Below are 19,251 nucleotides of genomic sequence, written 5' to 3' on the forward strand. Positions count from 1 at the left end.
CAGCTTTCACTCCCCTCACCCGTGCACGCCGGCCTGCACGTCGACAGTGGCGGCGTGCGCCCGGACAATGCCGATAAACCCGGCCAACACCGGGCTTACCTGCGCGGTGCGCCAGACCAGCCCCGTCTCGATGGCCGGCACCGACTCGCGCAGCGGCCGGTACACGACACCGGTGCGGCGCAGGTTACGCAACGACTGAGGCACCAGTGCGACACCCATGCCCGCCGACACCAGGCTCACGATCGTCTGCATCTGGATCGCCTCCTGGCCGATGCGCGGCGTGAGGCCGGCCACGCCGTAGCAATCCATAATGATGTCATAAAAGCCAGGCGCCAAACGCCTCGGGAAGATCACGAGCGGTGCATCGGCGACATCGCGCAGGCTGATCGGCGCATCGAGCCACTCCGCGCCGGCCGATGCGCCGTCGTCACCACCCCGCCCTTCGACCCGCGCGGCCATCTCCGTCGACATGGCGATCACGAGCGGCTCGCGCGCGATCGATAGCCAGGACAACTGCGCGGCATGACGCGGCGGCAGCGGCGCGATCACGAGGCCGGCGTCGATGCGGCCGGCCACCAGTTCATCGATCTGCACGTCGCTGGTCGCCTCGGTCAGTTGCAGGCGCACACGCGGATGGCGAGCGCCGAAATCGCGCAAGAGCGAGGGCAAAAGCCCGTAATCCGCGGTCGAGACGAACGCTAGCGACAACACCCCAGCCTCGCCGCGCGCCAGACTTTGCGCGAGCGGTCGCAGGGCTTCCGCGCTGGCGAGCAGCCGCCGCGCCTCGGGCAGCAGGTCGGTACCCACCTGGGTCAGCTCGACCGAACGCTTGGTACGCGCGAAGAGTTCGACGCCCAGCGTCTCCTCGAGGGCGCGGATGGCCTGCGAGAGCGGCGGCTGCGTCATCGAGAGGCGAGCAGCCGCGCGGCCGAAGTGTTTCTCTTCGGCGACAGCGATGAAATAGCGCAACTGGCGCAGATCGGGCGTAATGGGTAGCATCGTTAATACATTTTACGACCTAATGAGCCGCAAATAATACATCAGGCACGCACATTGAAAAACTGCACGCTTGCCGCCTGCGCCACCATCCAAACAACCTAAACTGAACAGAACTGTGTTGTACCCGGCTAAACCGGGTTGAGCTTGCCTCGGTGGTCCGGTCCCAACGGGCGGGACCGGAGCAAAGACCAAAACAAACTGGAGATCCCCATGCCGTACAACCGTCGTTCGAAGAACATCACGCAAGGCGTCGCACGCTCGCCGAACCGTTCGATGTTTTACGCCATCGGCTATCAGAAAGAAGATTTCGACAAGCCGATGATCGGCATCGCCAACGGTCACTCCACGATCACGCCTTGCAACGCCGGCCTCCAGCGTCTCGCCGACGCGGCGGTCGCCGCGGTCAAGGGCGCCGACGCGAATCCGCAGATCTTCGGCACGCCGACGATCTCCGACGGTATGTCGATGGGCACCGAAGGCATGAAGTATTCGCTCGTGTCGCGCGAAGTGATTGCCGACTGTATCGAGACCTGTGTGCAGGGCCAATGGATGGACGGAGTCGTGGTGATCGGCGGCTGCGACAAGAACATGCCGGGCGGCATGATCGGCCTCGCGCGCATGAATGTGCCGGGCATCTACGTGTACGGCGGCACCATCCGTCCGGGCAACTGGAAGGGCGTGGACCTGACCATCGTGTCGTCGTTCGAAGCGGTGGGCGAGTTCACTGCGGGCCGGATGTCGGAGGAAGATTTCGAAGGGATCGAGCAGAACGCGTGCCCGTCGACGGGTTCGTGCGGCGGCATGTACACCGCCAACACGATGAGTTCGTCGTTCGAAGCGCTCGGCATGTCGCTGCTGTATTCGTCGACGATGGCCAATCCGGATCAGGAGAAGGTGGATTCGGCGGCCGAATCGGCCCGCGTGCTGGTCGAAGCGGTCAAGAAGGACCTGAAGCCGCGCGACATCATCACGAAGAAGTCGATTGAAAACGCGGTGGCCGTGATCATGGCCACGGGCGGGTCGACCAACGCCGTGTTGCACTTCCTCGCCATCGCCCATGCGGCTGAGGTGGAATGGAGCATCGAAGACTTCGAGCGCATGCGCAAGAAGGTGCCGGTGATCTGCAATCTAAAGCCATCGGGCCAGTACGTGGCGACCGATCTGCACAAGGCCGGCGGCATCCCTCAGGTCATGAAGATCCTGCTCGACGCGGGCATGCTGCATGGCGACTGCATCACGATCACAGGCAGGACGCTCGCCGAAGAACTGAAGGACGTGCCCGCCAAGCCGCGCGCCGACCAGCAGGTGATTTTCCCGATCGAGAAGGCGCTGTACAAGGAAGGCCACCTCGCCATCCTGAAGGGCAACCTTGCGGTCGACGGCGCCGTCGCCAAGATCACCGGCCTGAAGAACCCGGTTATCACCGGACCGGCCCGCGTGTTCGACGATGAGCAAAGCGCGCTGGAAGCGATTCTCGCCGACAAGATCAAGGCGGGCGATGTGGTCGTGCTGCGCTACCTCGGCCCAAAGGGCGGCCCAGGCATGCCGGAAATGCTCGCGCCGACTTCGGCGATTATCGGCAAGGGGCTGGGTGAATCGGTGGGGTTGATCACCGACGGCCGCTTCTCCGGCGGCACGTGGGGCATGGTGGTGGGCCACGTTGCGCCGGAGGCATTTGTGGGCGGCACCATCGCGTTCGTGCAGGAAGGCGATTCGATCACCATCGACGCGCACAAGCTGCTCTTGCAACTGAATATCGACGATGCTGAGCTGGCGCGCCGCCGTGCTGCGTGGCAGCAACCGAAGCCGCGTTACACGCGTGGTGTGCTGGCCAAGTACTCCGCATTGGCGTTGCCGGCCAACAAGGGCGCAGTGACGGGATAAGCTTGAGCGGGGCACTGACCCTCCGAAAAGGCCGAAAGGGGCGCACGAAAAACCGTGCGCCCCTTTCCTTTTATAATGCCTGCACCACAAGTCGGGCACCTGCACCGACGGAGACCAGAATGAAATCAATGTCGTATGCAGCAATAGCGCTGGCAGGCGGGCTCGCAATCAGCGCTTCGGCGCAGGCGGAACTGGCTCCCGGCCTCGCGCTCGCGCAGCAGCAGAACTGCATGAGCTGTCACTCGGTGAACCGTCCGTTCATGGGACCGGCGCTGCATGACGTCGCTGCGAAATACGCTTCACGCGCCGACGCGGAGACTTACCTCACCCACAAGATCATCGACGGCAGCACGGGGGTCTGGGGCCAGGTGCCGATGCCCGCGAACACTCAACTCACACCCGATCAGGCCGCCGTCCTGGCCAGCTGGATCCTGACGCTGAAATAAACGCCGTGCCGCGCGTGTTCAGCGTTCGGTCGAACGCCGCGCGATCTCTTCATTGACCGCTTCACGCACCCACCCGGTCATTTCCGTTTCGAGCGCCAGCGCGACTTCCCGCGTAATCTGGTTGACCAGCCACGTGGTGTGATCCTGCAGCGCATCACGGCAACGCGCTTCGATCACCGCGCGCCCTTCACCTGTCAGATAACTGGCAAAACGGCCGCGCAAACGTTCGGCGAGTACGTCGGCATCGAGGTTGTGAACCGGCTGAGCCGAAGCGGAAGCGCGCGAAAAGTGGAACGCGGAGCTGGGTCCGAACGCCTCGATGGGGTCGGCCGGCTCGGGTCCGGGCGGTGCCGAAGCCAGCTCGAACGGCGCCTGCGGCTCGGGCAGTTCAAAGGCATGCACCTGGGCAGGCGTCACGGCGTGCACGGTCACGCCATCAGCCGGCTCGGCAGCAGCCTCTGCGGCAGCCTCAGCCGGAGCACCTTCAGCGGTGGGAGCAACGGCAGCGGCATCCGCGCCATGGGTGGGCCGGGCGTGCGCGGGCTTGCCCGGCACGAGGATTTCGTTCAAAACCGGTATTGAGGAGTCGAACGTAGGATCGGACGAATCGGGCACGAATAGACTCCGTCGATGAAGCGGGCGATGAGGAAGCGCGCCGCGTTGCCGGCCGGCGCGGAAGACGCCGGCGGCAGCGTCCGCGCGCGGCGGCACGGCGACGCTAGCCGCCCTGCTTGTAGTTGGTTAGAGCATAGCCGCGATCGCGGTAGAAGCGATAGCGTTCACGGCCCGCAACCAGTTCGTCCTGTGCGTTACCGACCACTTCCAGCAATCTTTCGAAGCGTGCGAACTGCGCCGGCACCTCGGCACCGAGATTCATCAGCACCTGGTAGTGCGGCACATTGTCGAGATTCGCGGCCAGCACGATCGGCGTTTGTGCGGCGAGCGCGCTGTCGGCCATGCAGTGCGGCACGAACTCGAGCGGCGCAAAGGTCCACAACTGCTCATCGAAAGCGCGCAGGCGCGCCGGCTCGGCCAGCACGATGGTGGGCTGGCCGGCCTGATACGCCTTGCGCGCGAGGCGGCACGCATACAACAACGAGTCGCCGACGTTTGAGTGAAAATCGATTCTCGTCATCGGCGGCTCCGCCTCGGCGCATCAATCCGCGCGTCGGTACTGCGATGGATCATTGTGCAGCGCGATCGATCAAAAACTGCGCCAGGAGCGGCACCGGACGGCCCGTTGCGCCCTTCGCCGCGCCACTCTTCCATGCCGTGCCGGCGATGTCGAGGTGGGCCCACGGGTACGCTTCAGTGAAGCGCGACAGGAAGCAGGCGGCCGTGATGCTGCCGCCCGGACGCCCGCCGATATTGGCGAGATCCGCGAAGTTCGACTTCAACTGGTCGTGGTATTCCTCGTCGAGCGGCATGCGCCATGCCGGATCGGACGCTTCGCGTGAGGCGTCGAGCAGTTCGCCCGCCAGCGCGTCGTCTTTCGCGAACAGGCCGGTGTTGTGGTGGCCCAGCGCGATCACGCAAGCACCGGTAAGGGTTGCCACATCGATCACGGCAGCCGGCTTGAAGCGCTCGGCGTAAGTCAGCGCATCGCACAGAATCAGACGGCCTTCCGCGTCGGTATTCAGCACTTCGATCGTCAAGCCCTTCATGCTGGTGACGATGTCGCCCGGCTTGGTGGCCGTGCCGGACGGCATGTTTTCGCAGGTCGGGACGATGACGACCAGATTGATCTTCAGGCCCATTTCCACAACCGCGCGCAACGTGCCAAGCACCGAACCGGCGCCAAGCATGTCGTACTTCATCTCGTCCATGCCCTCGCCCGGTTTCAGCGAAATGCCGCCGGTATCGAACGTGATGCCCTTGCCGACCAGCACCACCGGTGCGGCCTTGGCTGCGGCGCCCTGGTACTGCAGCACGATGAACTGGGGCGGTTCGACCGAGCCGCGCGTGACGGACAGGAACGAACCCATCCGCAGCGCTTCGAGCTGCTTCTGGCCCAGCACTTCGACCTTCAGCTTCCAGTCTTTGGCGAGCTTCTTGGCGGTGTTGGCAAGATAGGTCGGAGTGCAGACGTTGCCCGGCAGGTTGCCGAGGTCGCGCGTCAGGTCCATTCCGTTGGCGAGCGCAGCGCCTTGCTTGGCGGCGACCTTGGCGGTTTTCTCGTCGCCGGTGTCGACGCTGAACACGACGCGCTTCAGGGCGCGCGGGGTCGTGTCCGGCTTGCTCTTCATCTGGGTGAACTTGTACGACAGTTCGCGCAACGCGAGGATGGCCGTGCGCACGCCCCAGTCGGCCGAGCGTTCGAGCACCGGCAACTGGGCAAGCGTGAACGTGACCTGGACGATCTTGGTGGCCAGAATGGCACGCCAGGCGGCTCGCACGGCGTCGCCGTAAGCTTTCTGGTTGAAGGCGTCCTGCTTGCCGAGGCCAACCAGCAGAACGCGCGACGCGCCGATACCGGACACTTCGTGCAGGAACAGGGTGGTACCGCTCTTGCCGTCCATGTCACCGGCTTTGATGATGCGGGTCAGGAGACCCTTGGTGGCCGCATCGATCTCCAGTGCGGCACCCGACAGCGTTTGTGACTCGAAAATGCCGATCACGATGCAATCGGACTTTCCAGTCAGGAACCCGTTTGACGAGCCTTTGCTCCAATCACAGGCTTTTATGCTAAAGTCCATCGCGCTTGTCCTCGGATAAAATCTGGGCTTAGGATGAAAGCCGCAATTATCCGCTATTTTTCCCGCGGCGGCTGCACGGTAGGCTGGCGGGACCCACCCGGCACCTAAGAAAAGGCCGGGCCGCCCCAAGTTTTCATGCCCTCTCGAGGGGCCTGGCGCTAAGCGGCAGGTTGGGGGGCACTCTCAAGGCACTCTCTTCATCAACAATGATCTTTGAACGCTCCCTCCAGCGCGAACTCGCGTACACGGCTGGTGCCGTGTTCATGGTTCTCCTCACGCTCGTGCTGACAACGATGATGATCCGGATCGTCGGCTTCGCCGCCTCCGGGGAAATCGATCCGCGCGATGTGCTGGTCCTGATCGGCCTGACCGTGATCGGCTATCTGGCGATCATGCTGGTCGCGACCCTGTTCGTCTCGATCCTGTTCGTCCTGACGCGCTGGTACAAAGACTCGGAAATGGTCGTCTGGCTGGCCTCGGGCGTGAGCCTCACGCGCTTCATCAAGCCAATCGGCGTGTTTGCGACGCCCATCATCATTCTCATCATGTTCTTCGTGTTCGTCGGCTGGCCGTGGTCGAACCAGCAGAGCAAGCTGATCCGCGCGCGCTTCCAGCAGCGCGACGAGGTTTCGCTGCTCGCGCCTGGCCAGTTCCGCGAATCGGCCGTGAGCCACCGGGTGTTCTTCATCGAGAAGATGTCGCCTGACCAGTCGCGCGTCGAGAACGTGTTCGTGACCAGCACCGAAAACGGCAAGGTCAACGTGGTGGTGTCGAAGACCGGTCATACCGAGACGCACAAGAACGGCGACCGCTTCGTCGTGCTTGAAAACGGACGCCGTTACGACGGCGAGCCGGGCAAGCCGGATTTCCGCATCATGGAATTCGAAAAGTACGGCGTGAAGATCCAGAGCCAGCCGGTGGTCAACGTCCCGACCACCACCGGTACGCCGACGCTCGAACTGCTGCGCAACCCGACCAAGGACAATCTCGCCGAATTCGCGTGGCGCGCGGGCTTGCCGCTGATTGCGATCAACCTGATGCTGCTGGCGATCCCCCTCGCCCACCAGAACCCGCGTCGCGGCCGCACCCTCAATCTGGTCATGGCCGTGCTGATTTATCTGACGTATTCCAACCTGTTGAACGTGGTGCAGTCGTGGGTCGAGCAAGGCAAGATGTCGTTCCCTGTGGGACTCCTCGGACTACACATCATCGTGGCGGGGATCGTGGCAATCATCTTCTGGCTGCGCGTGCGCAATCGTCCGTTATTTAGCCGGGCGATGTTCCAACGTTCGTCGCAGGGGGCTTGACCGATGCGGATCTATGAAAAGTACTTCGCAAGTCAGGTCTACCTTACGTTTATCTTCGTCCTGTTTGCGTTTTCGGGTCTGTTCTTCTTTTTCGACCTGATCAACGAACTGAACTCGGTAGGCCACGGCAACTACAAGTTCCAATATGCGGTGCTGCGGGTGGCGTTGCAAACGCCGTCGCGGTTCTACGAAATCATTCCGGTGGCGGCGCTGATCAGCGCGATCTACGTGTTTGCGCAGATGGCGGCGAACTCGGAGTACACAATTTTCCGGGTGTCGGGTCTCGCGACGAATCAGGCGCTGCGTTCGCTGCTGAAGATTGGCATTCCGTTGGTGTTCCTCACTTACATCATTGGTGAAGTGGTCGGACCGTACACGGATCAGTTGTCGGAGCGGGTGCGGCTGGAGGCGTTGGGCTCGGCGGTATCGACCAACTTCGAGTCCGGCGTGTGGGTGAAGGACACGTTGACGGCTCGGGCCGATGGTGAGCAGGTGACGCGTTTCGTGAACGTCGGCAAACTGCAGCCGGACGCGACGATCACCGACGTACGCATCTACGAATTCGATTCGAAGTTCCGCCTGTCGAACGTACGGATTGCGCAGAGCGGCAGGTATCAGCCACCGGGCCACTGGTTGCTGAAGGACGTGACGGATACGCAATTGATCGACGTGCCGCCGGTGGCGGGAACGCCACAGGACGCGCTCAATCCGGTTTACCGGGCGAACCAGACGACGGTGCCGGAGTACTCACTGCGCTCGGAGTTGACGCCGCAGATTCTGTCGGTGCTGCTGGTGTCGCCGGACAACATGTCGATGTTCAACCTGTTCCGCTACATCCAGCATTTGCAGCAGAACCATCAGGACACGCAACGGTATGAGATTGCGTTGTGGCGCAAGCTGCTGTATCCGTTTGCCGTGTTGGTGATGCTGGTGCTGTCGTTGCCGTTTGCGTATTTGCATACGCGGGCTGGCGTGGTCGGTGTGAAGGTGTTTGGCGGGATCATGCTTGGGATGAGCTTTCAGCTGTTCAATACCTTGTTCTCGCACATGGGCATGTTGAATACCTGGCCCGCGCCTTTGACTGCGGCTACGCCTGGGTTGGTGTATCTCGTGCTTGGGTTGGTTGGGTTGAAGTGGGTGGATCGGCATTAGGAGTTTCGCCATGGCCTTGCATGGGGTTGTGCTTTTTGGGCATGGGGCGAGGGATGCTCGGTGGGCGGAGCCTTTTTTTCGGCTCGCCGAGAAGGTGCGGGGTTCTCATGGCTCCGCCGGGCCTGTTTCGTTGGCGTTTCTTGAACTGATGTCGCCGGATTTGCCTACGGCGGTTGCTGAGCAGGTTGCTCAAGGATGTTCCGCTGTTACTGTTGTGCCCGTGTTTTTTGGCCAAGGTGGGCATGTGCGGAGGGATTTACCTGCGGTGCTGGATGTTTGCCGGGCGGCGCATCCTGGGGTTGCTATTCGCTGTGCGACTGCCGTTGGGGAGGATGAGTCTGTGCTCGATGCTGTTGCTCTGTATTGCCTTCGTCAAGTGCAGGAGTAGCGGTTTTTTCCCTTCCCCGGTGGGGTTTGCCTGCGGCGCCTTGATGGTTGTTGTTCTTGTGGTGTTGGCCTTTTCTTGCTGTCTTATCGGTCTATTAGGTTCGCCCCTGTGCGGGGCGGCACCTACTTTCTTTGCCGCCGCAAAGAAAGTAGGCAAAGAAAGCGGGCTGCAACCGCCAGCCCGTAGTGAGCCATCCCGGTCATCCACCGGGAGTGGTCCGAGACGAGACCCGCTCTCGCGTTTCCCGGGTTCGTGACAAGGCACTCATCCGTTCCAGCGTCGCGCTGCGCGCCCCGCCGTCGGGCATAACATTCCTTCTGCGAAGCGCCGCTGCCGGCGCGACCTCGCGTCACCATACTCGGTGACAAGGCGTTCATTCATCCCCGCTCCGCACTCCGTGCGTCGCAGTTCGGCTCTGGCACATGTAGTGGCGTGCACGTGGGTCACGTATTCTTCGTCCCCCATCTTCGGCGTCGCAAAACGCTACGTCGGTGTATGCGTTGCGCCGGCCACTTCTTGACGCGTGCGCGTCACAGCGGCCAATACCGGCAAGGTGCCGAATACGGCAGCCACGGCTGACTCGAGCGGCTCTGATCTGAACGGCATGGCTGCCCAAGACGCGGCGCGCGTGCGGTCTATTTACCGCCCCAGCGGTTCCATGCCATGCGCAGGAGTGCAGCATTTGCCGCTCGCCGATCAAACAGTTCGGCATCGAAGTCTTCGCCTGCCCAGCGCAGGTAGTCCTTCGCTTCTTCGCTACGAGGCCGCTTGCGTAGTGTGTCGAGAATGTCCTGGTATCGAAATGGGCCACCAACATCTTCAGGTGGACATGCACGTGCTCCAGCAAGGATTTGCGCACAACCATATGGCTCGCCGTCGATGGGTTCGACCTTCTCCACCACGATGTCGTGTTCCCAACCGTCACCGAAGTCGTAGTTGTAGACGAAGTTCAGGCCAAGGTAGGCGACCTTTTGTAGCCTCGTCTTCCGGTCGTCGAAGATTTTGTTCGGGTCCATCCCGTCCAACGCATCGTCAAGATCGAGCATGGCATACGTTTTGTCGTTGATTTTAAAGTCATGCAGGTGCGAGCCCGTCCAGCCAAACGCCGCCTGCAGAATGTGATGAAGCTTGCGCAGCGAGTCGAACCCTTCAACCTGGACGCGACGCCAGATAGGAGGACTGACGCCTCGAATCTCGACGCGAAGGGTGTACAACTGGTAGGACTTGGCCATGAAATGAATGAGAGAGACGGGAAGAACCACATTATCGCTCCCCCACTGCCGACTCCCACCTCCATGACAGCATTTCTACAATACGATTGATCCGGTGCTCGGCCACTCGCGCGAGGACATGGGGGTGCGGGTGCGGGTGCGGGACGAGTCTCGAGGGCGGGGCGCGCAGCGCGACGCTGGAACGGATGACAGCTTTGTCACTAAGGTGGGTGGTGCGAGGGCGGGTCTCGTGTAAGGCCGTTTCCGGTCAAAGACCGAGATGGCTCACTACAGGCTGGCGGTTGCAGCCCGCTTTCTTTGCCTACTTTCTTTGCGGCGGCAAAGAAAGTAGGTGCCGCCCCGCACAGGGGCGAAGCTAATAAACCAATATCAAATCAAGGAAAGGCCAACGCCGTAGGCAAACCACCAAAGCGCCGCACAGGAAAAAAACTCAAGCAGCACTAAGCACCGCTTCCACAGCCCCCACCTCGAGCTGCCCGCTGCGCGCAGCAAAAGCATCCCCAATCATAAGAAGACTGGGCTGCGAAGCATCAAGCCACTGCTGAGCCATGCCGCAGGCAAGATCAGATAACGTGAGTGTGAGCATCCGCTCACGAGCTGTACTGCAAGCTTCAACAATGGCCACAGGAGTACGACCATCCCGCCCAGCATCAATAAGCCCCTGTGCTATCTCAGGCCCACTATCCCGCCCCATGTAAAACACGAGCGAATCAGCATTCACCTGCTCACGGATCGCCTCAGTATCAGCCGCCCGGCTATGCGTCGCCAACGCGACACTCCGAGACACACCACGCAGCGTCAACGAACGCTTCAAAGAGGCAGCACTAGCCAGCGCAGCCGTAATCCCAGGCACAACCTCATACTCAATCCCAGCAGCCTCAAGCGCCCGCATCTCTTCATCAGCACGCCCAAACAACATCGGATCGCCGCCCTTCAGGCGAACAACAACTGCATGCTCCTGCGCCGCATCCACGATCTGCTTGTTGATGAACTGCTGTGCCGTCGAAAGCTGACCACAGCGCTTGCCCACCGCAATCTTGCGCGCATGCGGCGCATACTCCAACATCGCCGGTTCGACCAGCGCGTCGTGCAACACCACATCCGCCAGACCCAAAAGCCGCGCGCCCCGAACCGTGATGAGATCCGCGGCCCCTGGCCCTGCACCGATCAGATACACCTTACCCATTTGCCTCAACCCCATTCATCCGGTTCGTGCAAAAATCCAACGCCACGTGCGCGCATCAATCCGCTGGCGCGACCGTTAAGCCGAAAACGCCCGGATCATCCCAGCCGCTACCGTGTGGTGCGTCGCCTCATCAATCAACACGAATGCCCCCGTGCCCTGATGTGAGTCGTACACGTCGCACACCAGCGGCTTTTGCAGCGTCAGCGATACTCGGCCAATATCGTTCATCGTCAGATCGTGACGGTCCGTCGCGTGCGACAGCGTATGCACGTCCAGCACCTGCTTGATCGCGCCAATCCGCGCAAACACGGTATTCGTGGTCTGCTTCAGCAGGTACTTGCGTTGCGTCGACAAAGGCGTGTCGTCGAACCAGCACAGGTCGGCTTCCAGCTTCTTCGCCGGTTCCGGTGCTGCTGCACGCAGCACGAACGTATCGCCGCGCGACACGTCCACGTCTTCCGCCAGGCGAATCGTCACCGTCTGGCCCGCGAACGCGCGGTCCACCTGAGCCGTGCCACCCGGCACCGGGGCAATAATCTCCGCCACGGTCGCTTCACGGTTCGCCGGCAGCACCACGATCGTGTCGCCGGCTTTCACTTCACCGGCTTCGATGCGGCCCATGTAGCCGCGGAAATCGTCCGCCTGGCTGCCGTCCTGGCGCGCTACCCATTGCACCGGGAAACGCAGCACCTGGCCCGTCGGGATCTCCACCGGCAGGGCTTCGAGCAGGTCCAGCAGCGGTTCGCCCGCGTACCACGGCATGCGTTCGCTCGCCGTCACGATGTTGTCGCCCTTCAGCGCCGACACCGGTACGAAGCGTACGTCGTTCAGGCCCAGTTGACGCGCGAGTTCCACATACGCATCGCGGATCTCGTTGAAGCGCGTTTCACTGTACTCGACCAGGTCCATCTTGTTGATCGCCACAATCGCATGCTGCAAACCGAGCAGCTTGACGATCGCGCTATGGCGCTTCGTCTGCGGCAGCAATTGCGCCACGCCGTTCTCAAACGTGACGCGCGTCGCGTCGACCAGGATGATCGCGGCATGCGCCGTCGATGCGCCCGTCACCATGTTGCGCGTGTATTGCTCGTGGCCTGGCGTGTCGGCAATGATGAACTTGCGCTTTGCCGTCGCGAAGTAACGATACGCAACATCGATCGTGATGCCCTGCTCGCGTTCGGCTTCGAGGCCGTCCGTCAGCAGCGACAGATCGATTTCGTCGCCCACGGTGCGCTTGTTCTTCGCGCGCGACAGTGCCGAGAGCTGATCGCTCAAAACAGCCTTGCTGTCATACAGCAGACGTCCGATCAGCGTGCTCTTGCCGTCGTCGACGCTACCCGCAGTAATGAAACGCAGCACGCCGAGGTCTTGCGGTTGTTGAATGCTCATGATTTCCGTACCCTCGTGTGTGCTTAGAAATAACCTTGCTTCTTGCGCTGTTCCATCGCGGCTTCGGAGACCTGATCGTCCATCCGCGTCGCGCCGCGTTCCGTGATTTCGGTCACAGCCGTTTCGGCGATGATCTTCTCGAGATCGTCGGCGTCGCTTTCCACCGGGCACGTGCAGCTGATATCACCCACCGTGCGGAAGCGCACCTGCGCGAGTTCGCTGGTCTCGCCTTCACGCATTGGCGTAATCGGCGTGACCGGCACCAGCAAGCCGTTGCGGCGCACGATTTCGCGTTGATGGGCGTAGTAGATCGACGGCAGTTCGAGCTGCTCACGCGCGATGTATTGCCACACGTCCAGTTCAGTCCAGTTCGAAATCGGGAACACGCGCAGATGTTCGCCGTTGTGCAGACGCGCGTTATAAAGGCTCCACAGTTCCGGGCGCTGTGCCTTCGGATCCCATTGGCCGAATTCGTCGCGGAACGAGAAGATCCGCTCTTTCGCACGAGCCTTTTCTTCGTCGCGGCGTGCGCCGCCAATCAGCGCGGTGAACTCATGTTCGGCGATCGTTTCGAGCAACGTCACGGCTTGCGCGGCGTTGCGCGAATCCGTTTCGCGGCGCAGGCGCACGGTGCCGCGCTTGATCGAATCTTCGACGTGGCCGACCACCAGCTCTGCGCCGATTTCCTGCGCACGGCGGTCACGGAAGTCGATCACTTCCTGGTAGTTATGGCCCGTGTCGATGTGCACGAGTGGGAACGGCAGCACGGTCTTGCGGTTCGCTCCGAGGCCGAATGCCTTCAACGCCAGATGCAGCACAACGACCGAGTCCTTGCCGCCCGAGAATAGCAGCGCAGGCTTGCTGCATTCGGCGACCAGTTCGCGCAGGATGTGTATTGATTCAGCTTCGAGCCAGTCGAGGTGATCCATCCGGTTCGCCGTGTTGGTGGTCGGTGCGTTGACAGTGGAATCGAGCGTAGTGCTCATGTTCGGGTCCTTCGTGAGTTCGTGTCGCCGGCGGTTGCCCGCGTCACGCAAATATTCTATCGAGAATCGAGATCGACTCCGGCGTTCAGGCCGAGGCGTTTTCGGAAACGACGGCAATCGGAATTGTGGTGATGTGCAAGCCGCATTCCTTCGTATCGCGCGACTCCCACCACCAGCGTCCTGCCCGGCTGTCCTCGCCGGGACGGATCGCCCGCGTACACGGCTCGCAGCCGATGCTCGGATAACCACGCGCATGCAGCGGATTAACCGGCGCGTCGAACGCCGTCAGGTACGCCCAGACATCGGCTTCGGTCCAGTCCGTCAACGGATTGAACTTGGCGATATTGCGCGCCGCGTCATGCTCTTCCTCGTGCAGTTCGGCACGCGTCACCGATTGCTCGCGACGCTGGCCCGTCACCCAGGCGCTCACGTCGGACAGTGCGCGATTCAGCGGCTCGACCTTGCGAATCTCGCAGCAACGCTTGCGCAGATCGACGCTTTCGTAAAACGCGTTCAGGCCATGTGACGCAACATACTCGTCGACCGATGCCTGTTGCGGATGGAACTGTTCGATCTCGTAGCCATAGCGCTCGCGCACCCGGTCGAGCATGCCCAACGTTTCCGCATGCAGGCGGCCGGTGTTCAACGAGAAGATGCCGATCTTCACGCCGCGCGAGAGGATTGCATGCGTGAGCAGCATGTCTTCCGCCGCGAGGCTGCTGGCGAGCTTCACCTTCTCGTGGCGAGCCGCGATCGAATCGAGCAGCGCGTTCAGGCGCTCGATCTTCGCAGTTAGCTCGGGCGTCACTGAGGCAACGGTACTCATGCCGACGCCTTCTGCGCAGCAGCCGTCGCTTCGCGGCGGCGGAACAGCGGCGACGGATTATCCACCGCGCCTTGATACTGCACGCTGAATTCGTCGAACGCTTTCAGCGCATCATGAAGATCTTTGTCGGCACGCACGGCGTACGCGTCGAAGCCGCAGCGGAACATGAAGGTCAGTTGATCGCGCAGCACGTCGCCAATCGCGCGAATTTCGCCCTTGTAGCCATAGCGCTCGCGCAACAGACGACCAATGCTGTAGCCGCGGCCGTCGCGGAACACCGGGAAGTCCACGCCAATCAGCGCGATCTTGTCGAAGTCACCCACAATGTCAGCCGGTTCGCTGTCCGCCGCGAGCCACACCGCGATTTCGGCGGCGCTACGCGAGGCCGTCAATGCTTCCCGCTCTGCTTGCCACAACGCGAGCGGCACCAGCATCTTGCCAGCCGGCAACGTGTCCACCGCGGGCAAGGTACCGTCTTCCGCTGCGCGCACTACCGTCCAGTCATCGTTGACGATCGTGCGATTCTTGATGATAGAAGCCATCTGTTCAGTATCCTTTGTCTCGGTTACGCGTGAGCCGGCTGACGCGATGCGTACACGCGTTCCTTGAACGGGGTGATGCCGATACGGCTGTACGTTTCGATGAAGCGCTCGCCTTCAATGCGATTCTCCACGAACGTATCGATCACCTTCGACATCACGTCCGGCATCTCTTCCGCCGAGAACGACGGGCCGATCACACGGCCAAGATGCGCGCCCGTGGCGCCCGTACCCTGCTCGCCGCCGAGCGTCACCTGATACCACTCCGAGCCGTCCTTATCGACGCCCAGAATGCCGATATTGCCGACGTGGTGGTGGCCGCAAGCGTTAATACAACCCGAGATGTTGAGCGACACGTCGCCGAGGTCATACACGTAATCCAGATCGTTGAAGCGTTCCTGGATTGCCAGCGCAATCGGGATCGACTTCGCGTTTGCGAGCGAGCAGAAATCGCCGCCCGGGCACGCGATGATGTCGGTCAGCAAACCGATATTCGGCGTCGCAAACCCCTGCGCCTTGGCCTTTTCCCACAGGTCGAACAGGTCGCGCTTCTGCACGTTCGCCAGAATCAGGTTCTGTTCGTGCGACACGCGAATCTCGCCGAGCGAATACTGGTCGGCCCAGTCGGCCACGGCTTCCATTTGGGCATCGGTGGCGTCGCCGGGGGCGATCGTGGTCGGCTTCAACGACAGCGTCACAGAAGCATAACCCGTCACCTTGTGGGGACGCACATTGCGCTCGACCCAACGGGCGAAGCCGCGGTTTTCCAGCAGATGCTTTTCGAACGAGGCGTCGGTATCCGGCAGCTTTTCGTACTGCGGCGGCTGGAAGTATTGCGAAACACGGTCGACTTCGGCTTGCGTCAGCGTGGACGGGCCGTCCTTCAAGTGTTGCCACTCTTCTTCGACCTGCGCCGAGAACTTCTCCGGGCTCAAAGCCTTCACGAGGATCTTGATGCGCGCCTTGTAGATGTTGTCGCGGCGACCGTAGCGGTTGTACACACGCAGCACGGCTTCGCAGTAGGTCAACAGGTGTTGCCACGGCAGGTCGCGGCGGATGATCGCGCCGATGATCGGCGTACGGCCCATGCCGCCGCCGGCCAGGATGTCGACCACCAGTTCGCCCTGCTCGTTCTTCTTCAGATACACGCCCAGGTCGTGGATCTGCACGGCGGCACGGTCTTCCGTCGAGCCCGACACGGCAATCTTGAACTTGCGCGGCAGCCAGGCGAATTCGGGGTGGAACGTCGACCATTGGCGCAGGATCTCAGCCCACGGACGCGGATCGACGACTTCGTCGGGCGCCACGCCGGCGAACTGATCGGCCGTGATGTTACGGATACAGTTGCCCGACGTCTGAATGCCGTGCATCTGCACGGCCGCGAGCTTGCGGAGGATTTCCGGCGTTTCTTCGAGCTTGATCCAGTTGTACTGGATGTTCGAGCGCGTCGAAAAGTGGCCGTAACCGCGGTCGTGTTCGCGCGCGATTGTCGCGAGCACGCGCATCTGGTCGCTGCGCAGGTTGCCGTACGGAATCGCGATGCGGTGCATGTACGCGTGGCGCTGCATGTACAGACCGTTCTGCAGGCGCAGCGGACGGAACTCCTCTTCGCTCAATTCGCCCGACAAGCGGCGGCGAACCTGGTCGGCGTATTGCGCGACCCGCTCATCGACGATGGTCTGGTCGTACTGATCGTATTGGTACATTCGGGGACCCCAATTTTGCGTTACACGCCGCGCTCCGGTTGCGCCGCGCAAAGATCTCAGCCTTTGCCAGTAAGGTTGAGCGGAACCTTTCAGCCCCCCGCTCATTTGCTAATGACAAAAACAGATATCCATATTGAAAAAGATGGGGAAATAGTAATAAACTCCCCATATACTTCAAACGACTAAAAAATTCTTTTGATATGCGCAGAGGTTATATATGAACCTGCACCAGTTCCGCTTCGTGCGCGAGGCCGTGCGGCAGAACTTCAACCTCACCGAAGCGGCCAAGGCACTGTATACAAGCCAGCCTGGCGTCTCGAAGGCGATCATCGAGCTAGAAGACGAACTCGGCGTCGAAATCTTCACCCGGCACGGCAAGCGCGTGCGCTCGCTGACCGAACCGGGGCGCATTATCCTCGCTTCTGTCGAAAAGATCCTGCAGGAGGTCGAGAGCCTCAAACGCGTCGGTAAAGATTACGCGGCGCAGGACCAGGGCAACCTCGTCATCGCCGCCACCCACACGCAGGCCCGCTACTCACTTCCGGCCGCAATCGCAGAATTCAAGAAGCGCTTCCCGAAAGTTCACCTTTCGATTCTGCAAGGCAATCCGACCCAGGTAGCCGAGATGGTGATTCATGACCAGGCGGATCTGGCGATCGCCACCGAGGCAATCGCCAACTATAAGGAACTGGTCTCGCTGCCGTGCTTTCAGTGGCACCACATCGCGGTGATGCAGCCGGACCATCCGTTGCTCGACCGCAAGCTGCTGTCGCTCGACGATCTGACCCAATATCCGCTGATTACGTATGACAACGCGTTTGCGGGCCGCACCAAGATCAACGAGGCGTTCCGGCTGCGCGGGCTAGTACCGGATATTGTGTTGGAGGCCATCGACGCCGACGTGATTAAGACCTACGTCGAACTGGGGCTGGGCGTCGGCATCATGGCCGATATCGCTTTTAACGCGGAGCGCGACCGCCATCTGCGGGCGATGCCGGTCGGCCATCTGTTCGGCAGCAACGTGACGCGCGTGGCGCTGAAACAGGGTGCTTACCTGCGCAGCTACGTGTATACGCTCGTCGAATTGCTGTCGCCGAGCATGAACCGCAAGCTGATCGAGCAGGCGCTCAAGGGCGAACACGAAAGCTACGAGCTTTGAGTCGTCCGATCAGGCCCTTGCACTGCGCTTTTTGAGCCGCTTCAATTTCCGCTTCCCGCTACGGAGATTTTCGATGATGTCGTATAAAAAGAGCCTGCGCGGCATCGCCGCGCTCGGGGCCCTGTTGGCCGCAACGGCCGCGCATGCCGATCTGAAAGTCGGTATTGACCTGTCGAGCACCGGCCCTGCGGCCGTGATCGGCATTACCAGCAAGAACGCGATGCTGATGTGGCCGGATACTATCGCCGGACAGAAGGCCGACTACATCATTCTCGACGACGGCTCCGACCCGGGCGCCGCGGTACGCAATATCCACAAGCTGATCAACGAAGACCACGTCGATGTGATTGTCGGGCCGAATATCACGCCGGCGGCGATGGCCGCTCTCGACCCGGTGGCGGAAAGCCAGACGCCGATGATCACGCTGGTCGGTTCGGCGAGCGTCGTCGAACCGCAGGAAGGCAAGCGTGTATGGGCCTTCAAGATGGCACAAACCGATAGCGCGATGGCCGACGTGATGACGCGCTACATGTCGAACCACAACGTCAAGACGGTGGGTTTCATTGGCTTCGCCGACGGCTACGGCGAAAGCTGGCTCAATGAGTTTTCGAAGTTCGCGGCGCTGCGGCACATCCAGTTAGTTGCGACCGAGCGCTTTAACCGCACGGATGCGAGCGTCACAGGCCAGGTGCTGAAGGTGATGGCGGCCAAGCCTGATGCGATTTTGATCGCGGGCGCCGGCACGCCGACCGTGTTGCCGCAGCGCACGCTGATCGAACGCGGCTTCAAGGGCCCGATTTACCAGACGCATGGCATCGCGACGCCGGAATTCATCAAGCTCGGCGGCAGGGATGTCGAAGGTACGCTGTTTCCGACGCAACCCGTCGTAGTAGCGCGCACGCTGCCGGCCGATCATCCGGCGAAGAAGGCCGCACTGGTGTTCGTGAATGCGTATGAAGCGAAGTACGGTCCGGGCTCGGTCACGCAATTCGCCGGCGACGCGGCGGGCGTGTATCCGCGGCTGCAGGATGCCGTGGCCCGTGCGCTGAAGACGGCACAACCGGGCACGCCGGCGTTTCGCGTCGCGCTGCGCGATGAACTGGAACACGCGCATGAACTGGTCGTGCCGAACGGTGTGGTCAATACCAGCGCGAAGGATCACGTCGGGCTCGATCAACGGGCGAGCGTGATGGGGATTATCAAGGACGGGAAGTTTACGTACTTGAGCCAGTAAGCTCGATGGCCGGGAATCCGGCCTGCCCAACGACGCACCTACGTATCTACGAAGGGGCCGCTTCACTTTGAACGGCTCCTTCTTCCGCCTCTCGGCGCATCTCCTCGCAACACCAACTCCCA

At 61.5% G+C, this 19,251-nt stretch carries 18 protein-coding genes; 7 read left to right on the forward strand and 11 right to left on the reverse strand.

The features are described from left to right. Window positions 1-15 precede the first annotated feature (15 nt). Window positions 16-999: a LysR family transcriptional regulator gene (locus tag P3T40_RS26010; protein WP_429270571.1), complete on the reverse strand. Its 984-nt coding sequence runs from the start codon at window positions 997-999 to the stop codon at window positions 16-18. A gap of 210 nt (window positions 1,000-1,209) precedes the next feature. Between P3T40_RS26010 and ilvD the strand changes: the two genes are divergently transcribed. Further along, entirely contained in the window at window positions 1,210-2,883 is a 1,674-nt protein-coding gene (gene ilvD, locus P3T40_RS26015) for a dihydroxy-acid dehydratase (RefSeq protein WP_429270572.1), read from the forward strand. Window positions 2,884-3,002: 119 nt separating this feature from the next. Continuing rightward, on the forward strand, window positions 3,003-3,329 hold the full coding sequence (locus P3T40_RS26020; RefSeq protein WP_429270573.1) for a c-type cytochrome: 327 nt from the start codon (window positions 3,003-3,005) through the stop codon (window positions 3,327-3,329). Between the two features lie 18 nt (window positions 3,330-3,347). On the opposite strand, the gene P3T40_RS26025 is transcribed toward P3T40_RS26020, so the two are convergent. The 3 genes from P3T40_RS26025 to P3T40_RS26035 form a co-directional block, all read right to left on the reverse strand. Then, on the reverse strand, window positions 3,348-3,944 hold the full coding sequence (locus tag P3T40_RS26025) for a DUF2486 family protein (RefSeq protein WP_429270574.1): 597 nt from the start codon (window positions 3,942-3,944) through the stop codon (window positions 3,348-3,350). 103 nt (window positions 3,945-4,047) lie between these two features. Next, window positions 4,048-4,464 (reverse strand): DNA polymerase III subunit chi, encoded by a 417-nt coding sequence (locus tag P3T40_RS26030; protein WP_429270575.1) that lies wholly within the window; start codon window positions 4,462-4,464, stop codon window positions 4,048-4,050. A gap of 49 nt (window positions 4,465-4,513) precedes the next feature. Then, window positions 4,514-6,025: a leucyl aminopeptidase gene (locus P3T40_RS26035; protein ID WP_429270576.1), complete on the reverse strand. Its 1,512-nt coding sequence runs from the start codon at window positions 6,023-6,025 to the stop codon at window positions 4,514-4,516. Between the two features lie 206 nt (window positions 6,026-6,231). Between P3T40_RS26035 and lptF the strand changes: the two genes are divergently transcribed. From lptF to P3T40_RS26050, 3 genes are read left to right on the forward strand one after another with little or no spacing between them, the layout of a single operon-like run. Beyond that, entirely contained in the window at window positions 6,232-7,332 is a 1,101-nt protein-coding gene (lptF, locus tag P3T40_RS26040) for an LPS export ABC transporter permease LptF (protein ID WP_429270577.1), read from the forward strand. Window positions 7,333-7,335: 3 nt separating this feature from the next. Further along, entirely contained in the window at window positions 7,336-8,484 is a 1,149-nt protein-coding gene (gene lptG / locus P3T40_RS26045; protein ID WP_429270578.1) for an LPS export ABC transporter permease LptG, read from the forward strand. 10 nt (window positions 8,485-8,494) lie between these two features. Next, complete coding sequence (locus P3T40_RS26050) at window positions 8,495-8,872, forward strand: sirohydrochlorin chelatase (RefSeq protein ID WP_429270579.1); 378 nt, start codon at window positions 8,495-8,497, stop codon at window positions 8,870-8,872. Between the two features lie 635 nt (window positions 8,873-9,507). On the opposite strand, the gene P3T40_RS26055 is transcribed toward P3T40_RS26050, so the two are convergent. From P3T40_RS26055 to P3T40_RS26085, 7 genes are all read right to left on the reverse strand, one after another. Further along, a complete protein-coding gene (locus P3T40_RS26055; protein ID WP_429270580.1) occupies window positions 9,508-10,104 on the reverse strand; it encodes a plasmid pRiA4b ORF-3 family protein in 597 nt (198 codons plus the stop codon). A 430-nt stretch (window positions 10,105-10,534) separates the two neighbouring features. Next, on the reverse strand, window positions 10,535-11,290 hold the full coding sequence (gene cobA / locus P3T40_RS26060) for a uroporphyrinogen-III C-methyltransferase (RefSeq protein ID WP_429270609.1): 756 nt from the start codon (window positions 11,288-11,290) through the stop codon (window positions 10,535-10,537). 75 nt (window positions 11,291-11,365) lie between these two features. After that, window positions 11,366-12,679: a sulfate adenylyltransferase subunit 1 gene (locus P3T40_RS26065; RefSeq protein ID WP_429270581.1), complete on the reverse strand. Its 1,314-nt coding sequence runs from the start codon at window positions 12,677-12,679 to the stop codon at window positions 11,366-11,368. Between the two features lie 23 nt (window positions 12,680-12,702). Further along, window positions 12,703-13,665 carry a sulfate adenylyltransferase subunit CysD gene (gene cysD / locus P3T40_RS26070; RefSeq protein ID WP_429270582.1) on the reverse strand — a complete coding sequence of 321 codons (963 nt, stop codon included), beginning with the start codon at window positions 13,663-13,665 and terminating at the stop codon, window positions 12,703-12,705. Between the two features lie 85 nt (window positions 13,666-13,750). After that, window positions 13,751-14,491 carry a phosphoadenylyl-sulfate reductase gene (locus tag P3T40_RS26075; protein ID WP_429270583.1) on the reverse strand — a complete coding sequence of 247 codons (741 nt, stop codon included), beginning with the start codon at window positions 14,489-14,491 and terminating at the stop codon, window positions 13,751-13,753. Next, entirely contained in the window at window positions 14,488-15,033 is a 546-nt protein-coding gene (locus P3T40_RS26080) for a DUF934 domain-containing protein (protein ID WP_429270584.1), read from the reverse strand. The genes P3T40_RS26075 and P3T40_RS26080 overlap by 4 nt, the downstream gene beginning before the upstream one ends. A 23-nt stretch (window positions 15,034-15,056) precedes the next feature. Beyond that, window positions 15,057-16,736, reverse strand: coding sequence for a nitrite/sulfite reductase (locus P3T40_RS26085; protein WP_429270585.1), 1,680 nt, complete (start codon window positions 16,734-16,736; stop codon window positions 15,057-15,059). A gap of 217 nt (window positions 16,737-16,953) precedes the next feature. Here P3T40_RS26085 and P3T40_RS26090 point away from each other — a divergent pair, with 217 nt between their 5' ends. Beyond that, entirely contained in the window at window positions 16,954-17,895 is a 942-nt protein-coding gene (locus P3T40_RS26090; RefSeq protein WP_429270586.1) for a CysB family HTH-type transcriptional regulator, read from the forward strand. Between the two features lie 73 nt (window positions 17,896-17,968). Then, entirely contained in the window at window positions 17,969-19,129 is a 1,161-nt protein-coding gene (locus P3T40_RS26095; RefSeq protein WP_429270587.1) for an ABC transporter substrate-binding protein, read from the forward strand. Window positions 19,130-19,251 lie beyond the last annotated feature (122 nt).

Origin of the sequence: Paraburkholderia sp. EB58, from assembly GCF_050436665.1 — a bacterium.
GTDB lineage: Bacteria > Pseudomonadota > Gammaproteobacteria > Burkholderiales > Burkholderiaceae > Paraburkholderia.

Bases quoted from the DNA above. Each gene is read 5' to 3' on its own strand.
- P3T40_RS26010 (WP_429270571.1), bottom strand. From the start codon at position 999: ATGCTACCCATTACGCCCGATCTGCGCCAGTTGCGCTATTTCATCGCT.
- ilvD (WP_429270572.1), top strand. From the start codon at position 1,210: ATGCCGTACAACCGTCGTTCGAAGAACATCACGCAAGGCGTCGCACGC.
- P3T40_RS26020 (WP_429270573.1), top strand. From the start codon at position 3,003: ATGAAATCAATGTCGTATGCAGCAATAGCGCTGGCAGGCGGGCTCGCA.
- P3T40_RS26030 (WP_429270575.1), bottom strand. From the start codon at position 4,464: ATGACGAGAATCGATTTTCACTCAAACGTCGGCGACTCGTTGTTGTAT.
- P3T40_RS26035 (WP_429270576.1), bottom strand. From the start codon at position 6,025: ATGGACTTTAGCATAAAAGCCTGTGATTGGAGCAAAGGCTCGTCAAAC.
- lptF (WP_429270577.1), top strand. From the start codon at position 6,232: ATGATCTTTGAACGCTCCCTCCAGCGCGAACTCGCGTACACGGCTGGT.
- lptG (WP_429270578.1), top strand. From the start codon at position 7,336: ATGCGGATCTATGAAAAGTACTTCGCAAGTCAGGTCTACCTTACGTTT.
- P3T40_RS26050 (WP_429270579.1), top strand. From the start codon at position 8,495: ATGGCCTTGCATGGGGTTGTGCTTTTTGGGCATGGGGCGAGGGATGCT.
- P3T40_RS26055 (WP_429270580.1), bottom strand. From the start codon at position 10,104: ATGGCCAAGTCCTACCAGTTGTACACCCTTCGCGTCGAGATTCGAGGC.
- cobA (WP_429270609.1), bottom strand. From the start codon at position 11,290: ATGGGTAAGGTGTATCTGATCGGTGCAGGGCCAGGGGCCGCGGATCTC.
- P3T40_RS26065 (WP_429270581.1), bottom strand. From the start codon at position 12,679: ATGAGCATTCAACAACCGCAAGACCTCGGCGTGCTGCGTTTCATTACT.
- cysD (WP_429270582.1), bottom strand. From the start codon at position 13,665: ATGAGCACTACGCTCGATTCCACTGTCAACGCACCGACCACCAACACG.
- P3T40_RS26075 (WP_429270583.1), bottom strand. From the start codon at position 14,491: ATGAGTACCGTTGCCTCAGTGACGCCCGAGCTAACTGCGAAGATCGAG.
- P3T40_RS26080 (WP_429270584.1), bottom strand. From the start codon at position 15,033: ATGGCTTCTATCATCAAGAATCGCACGATCGTCAACGATGACTGGACG.
- P3T40_RS26085 (WP_429270585.1), bottom strand. From the start codon at position 16,736: ATGTACCAATACGATCAGTACGACCAGACCATCGTCGATGAGCGGGTC.
- P3T40_RS26090 (WP_429270586.1), top strand. From the start codon at position 16,954: ATGAACCTGCACCAGTTCCGCTTCGTGCGCGAGGCCGTGCGGCAGAAC.
- P3T40_RS26095 (WP_429270587.1), top strand. From the start codon at position 17,969: ATGATGTCGTATAAAAAGAGCCTGCGCGGCATCGCCGCGCTCGGGGCC.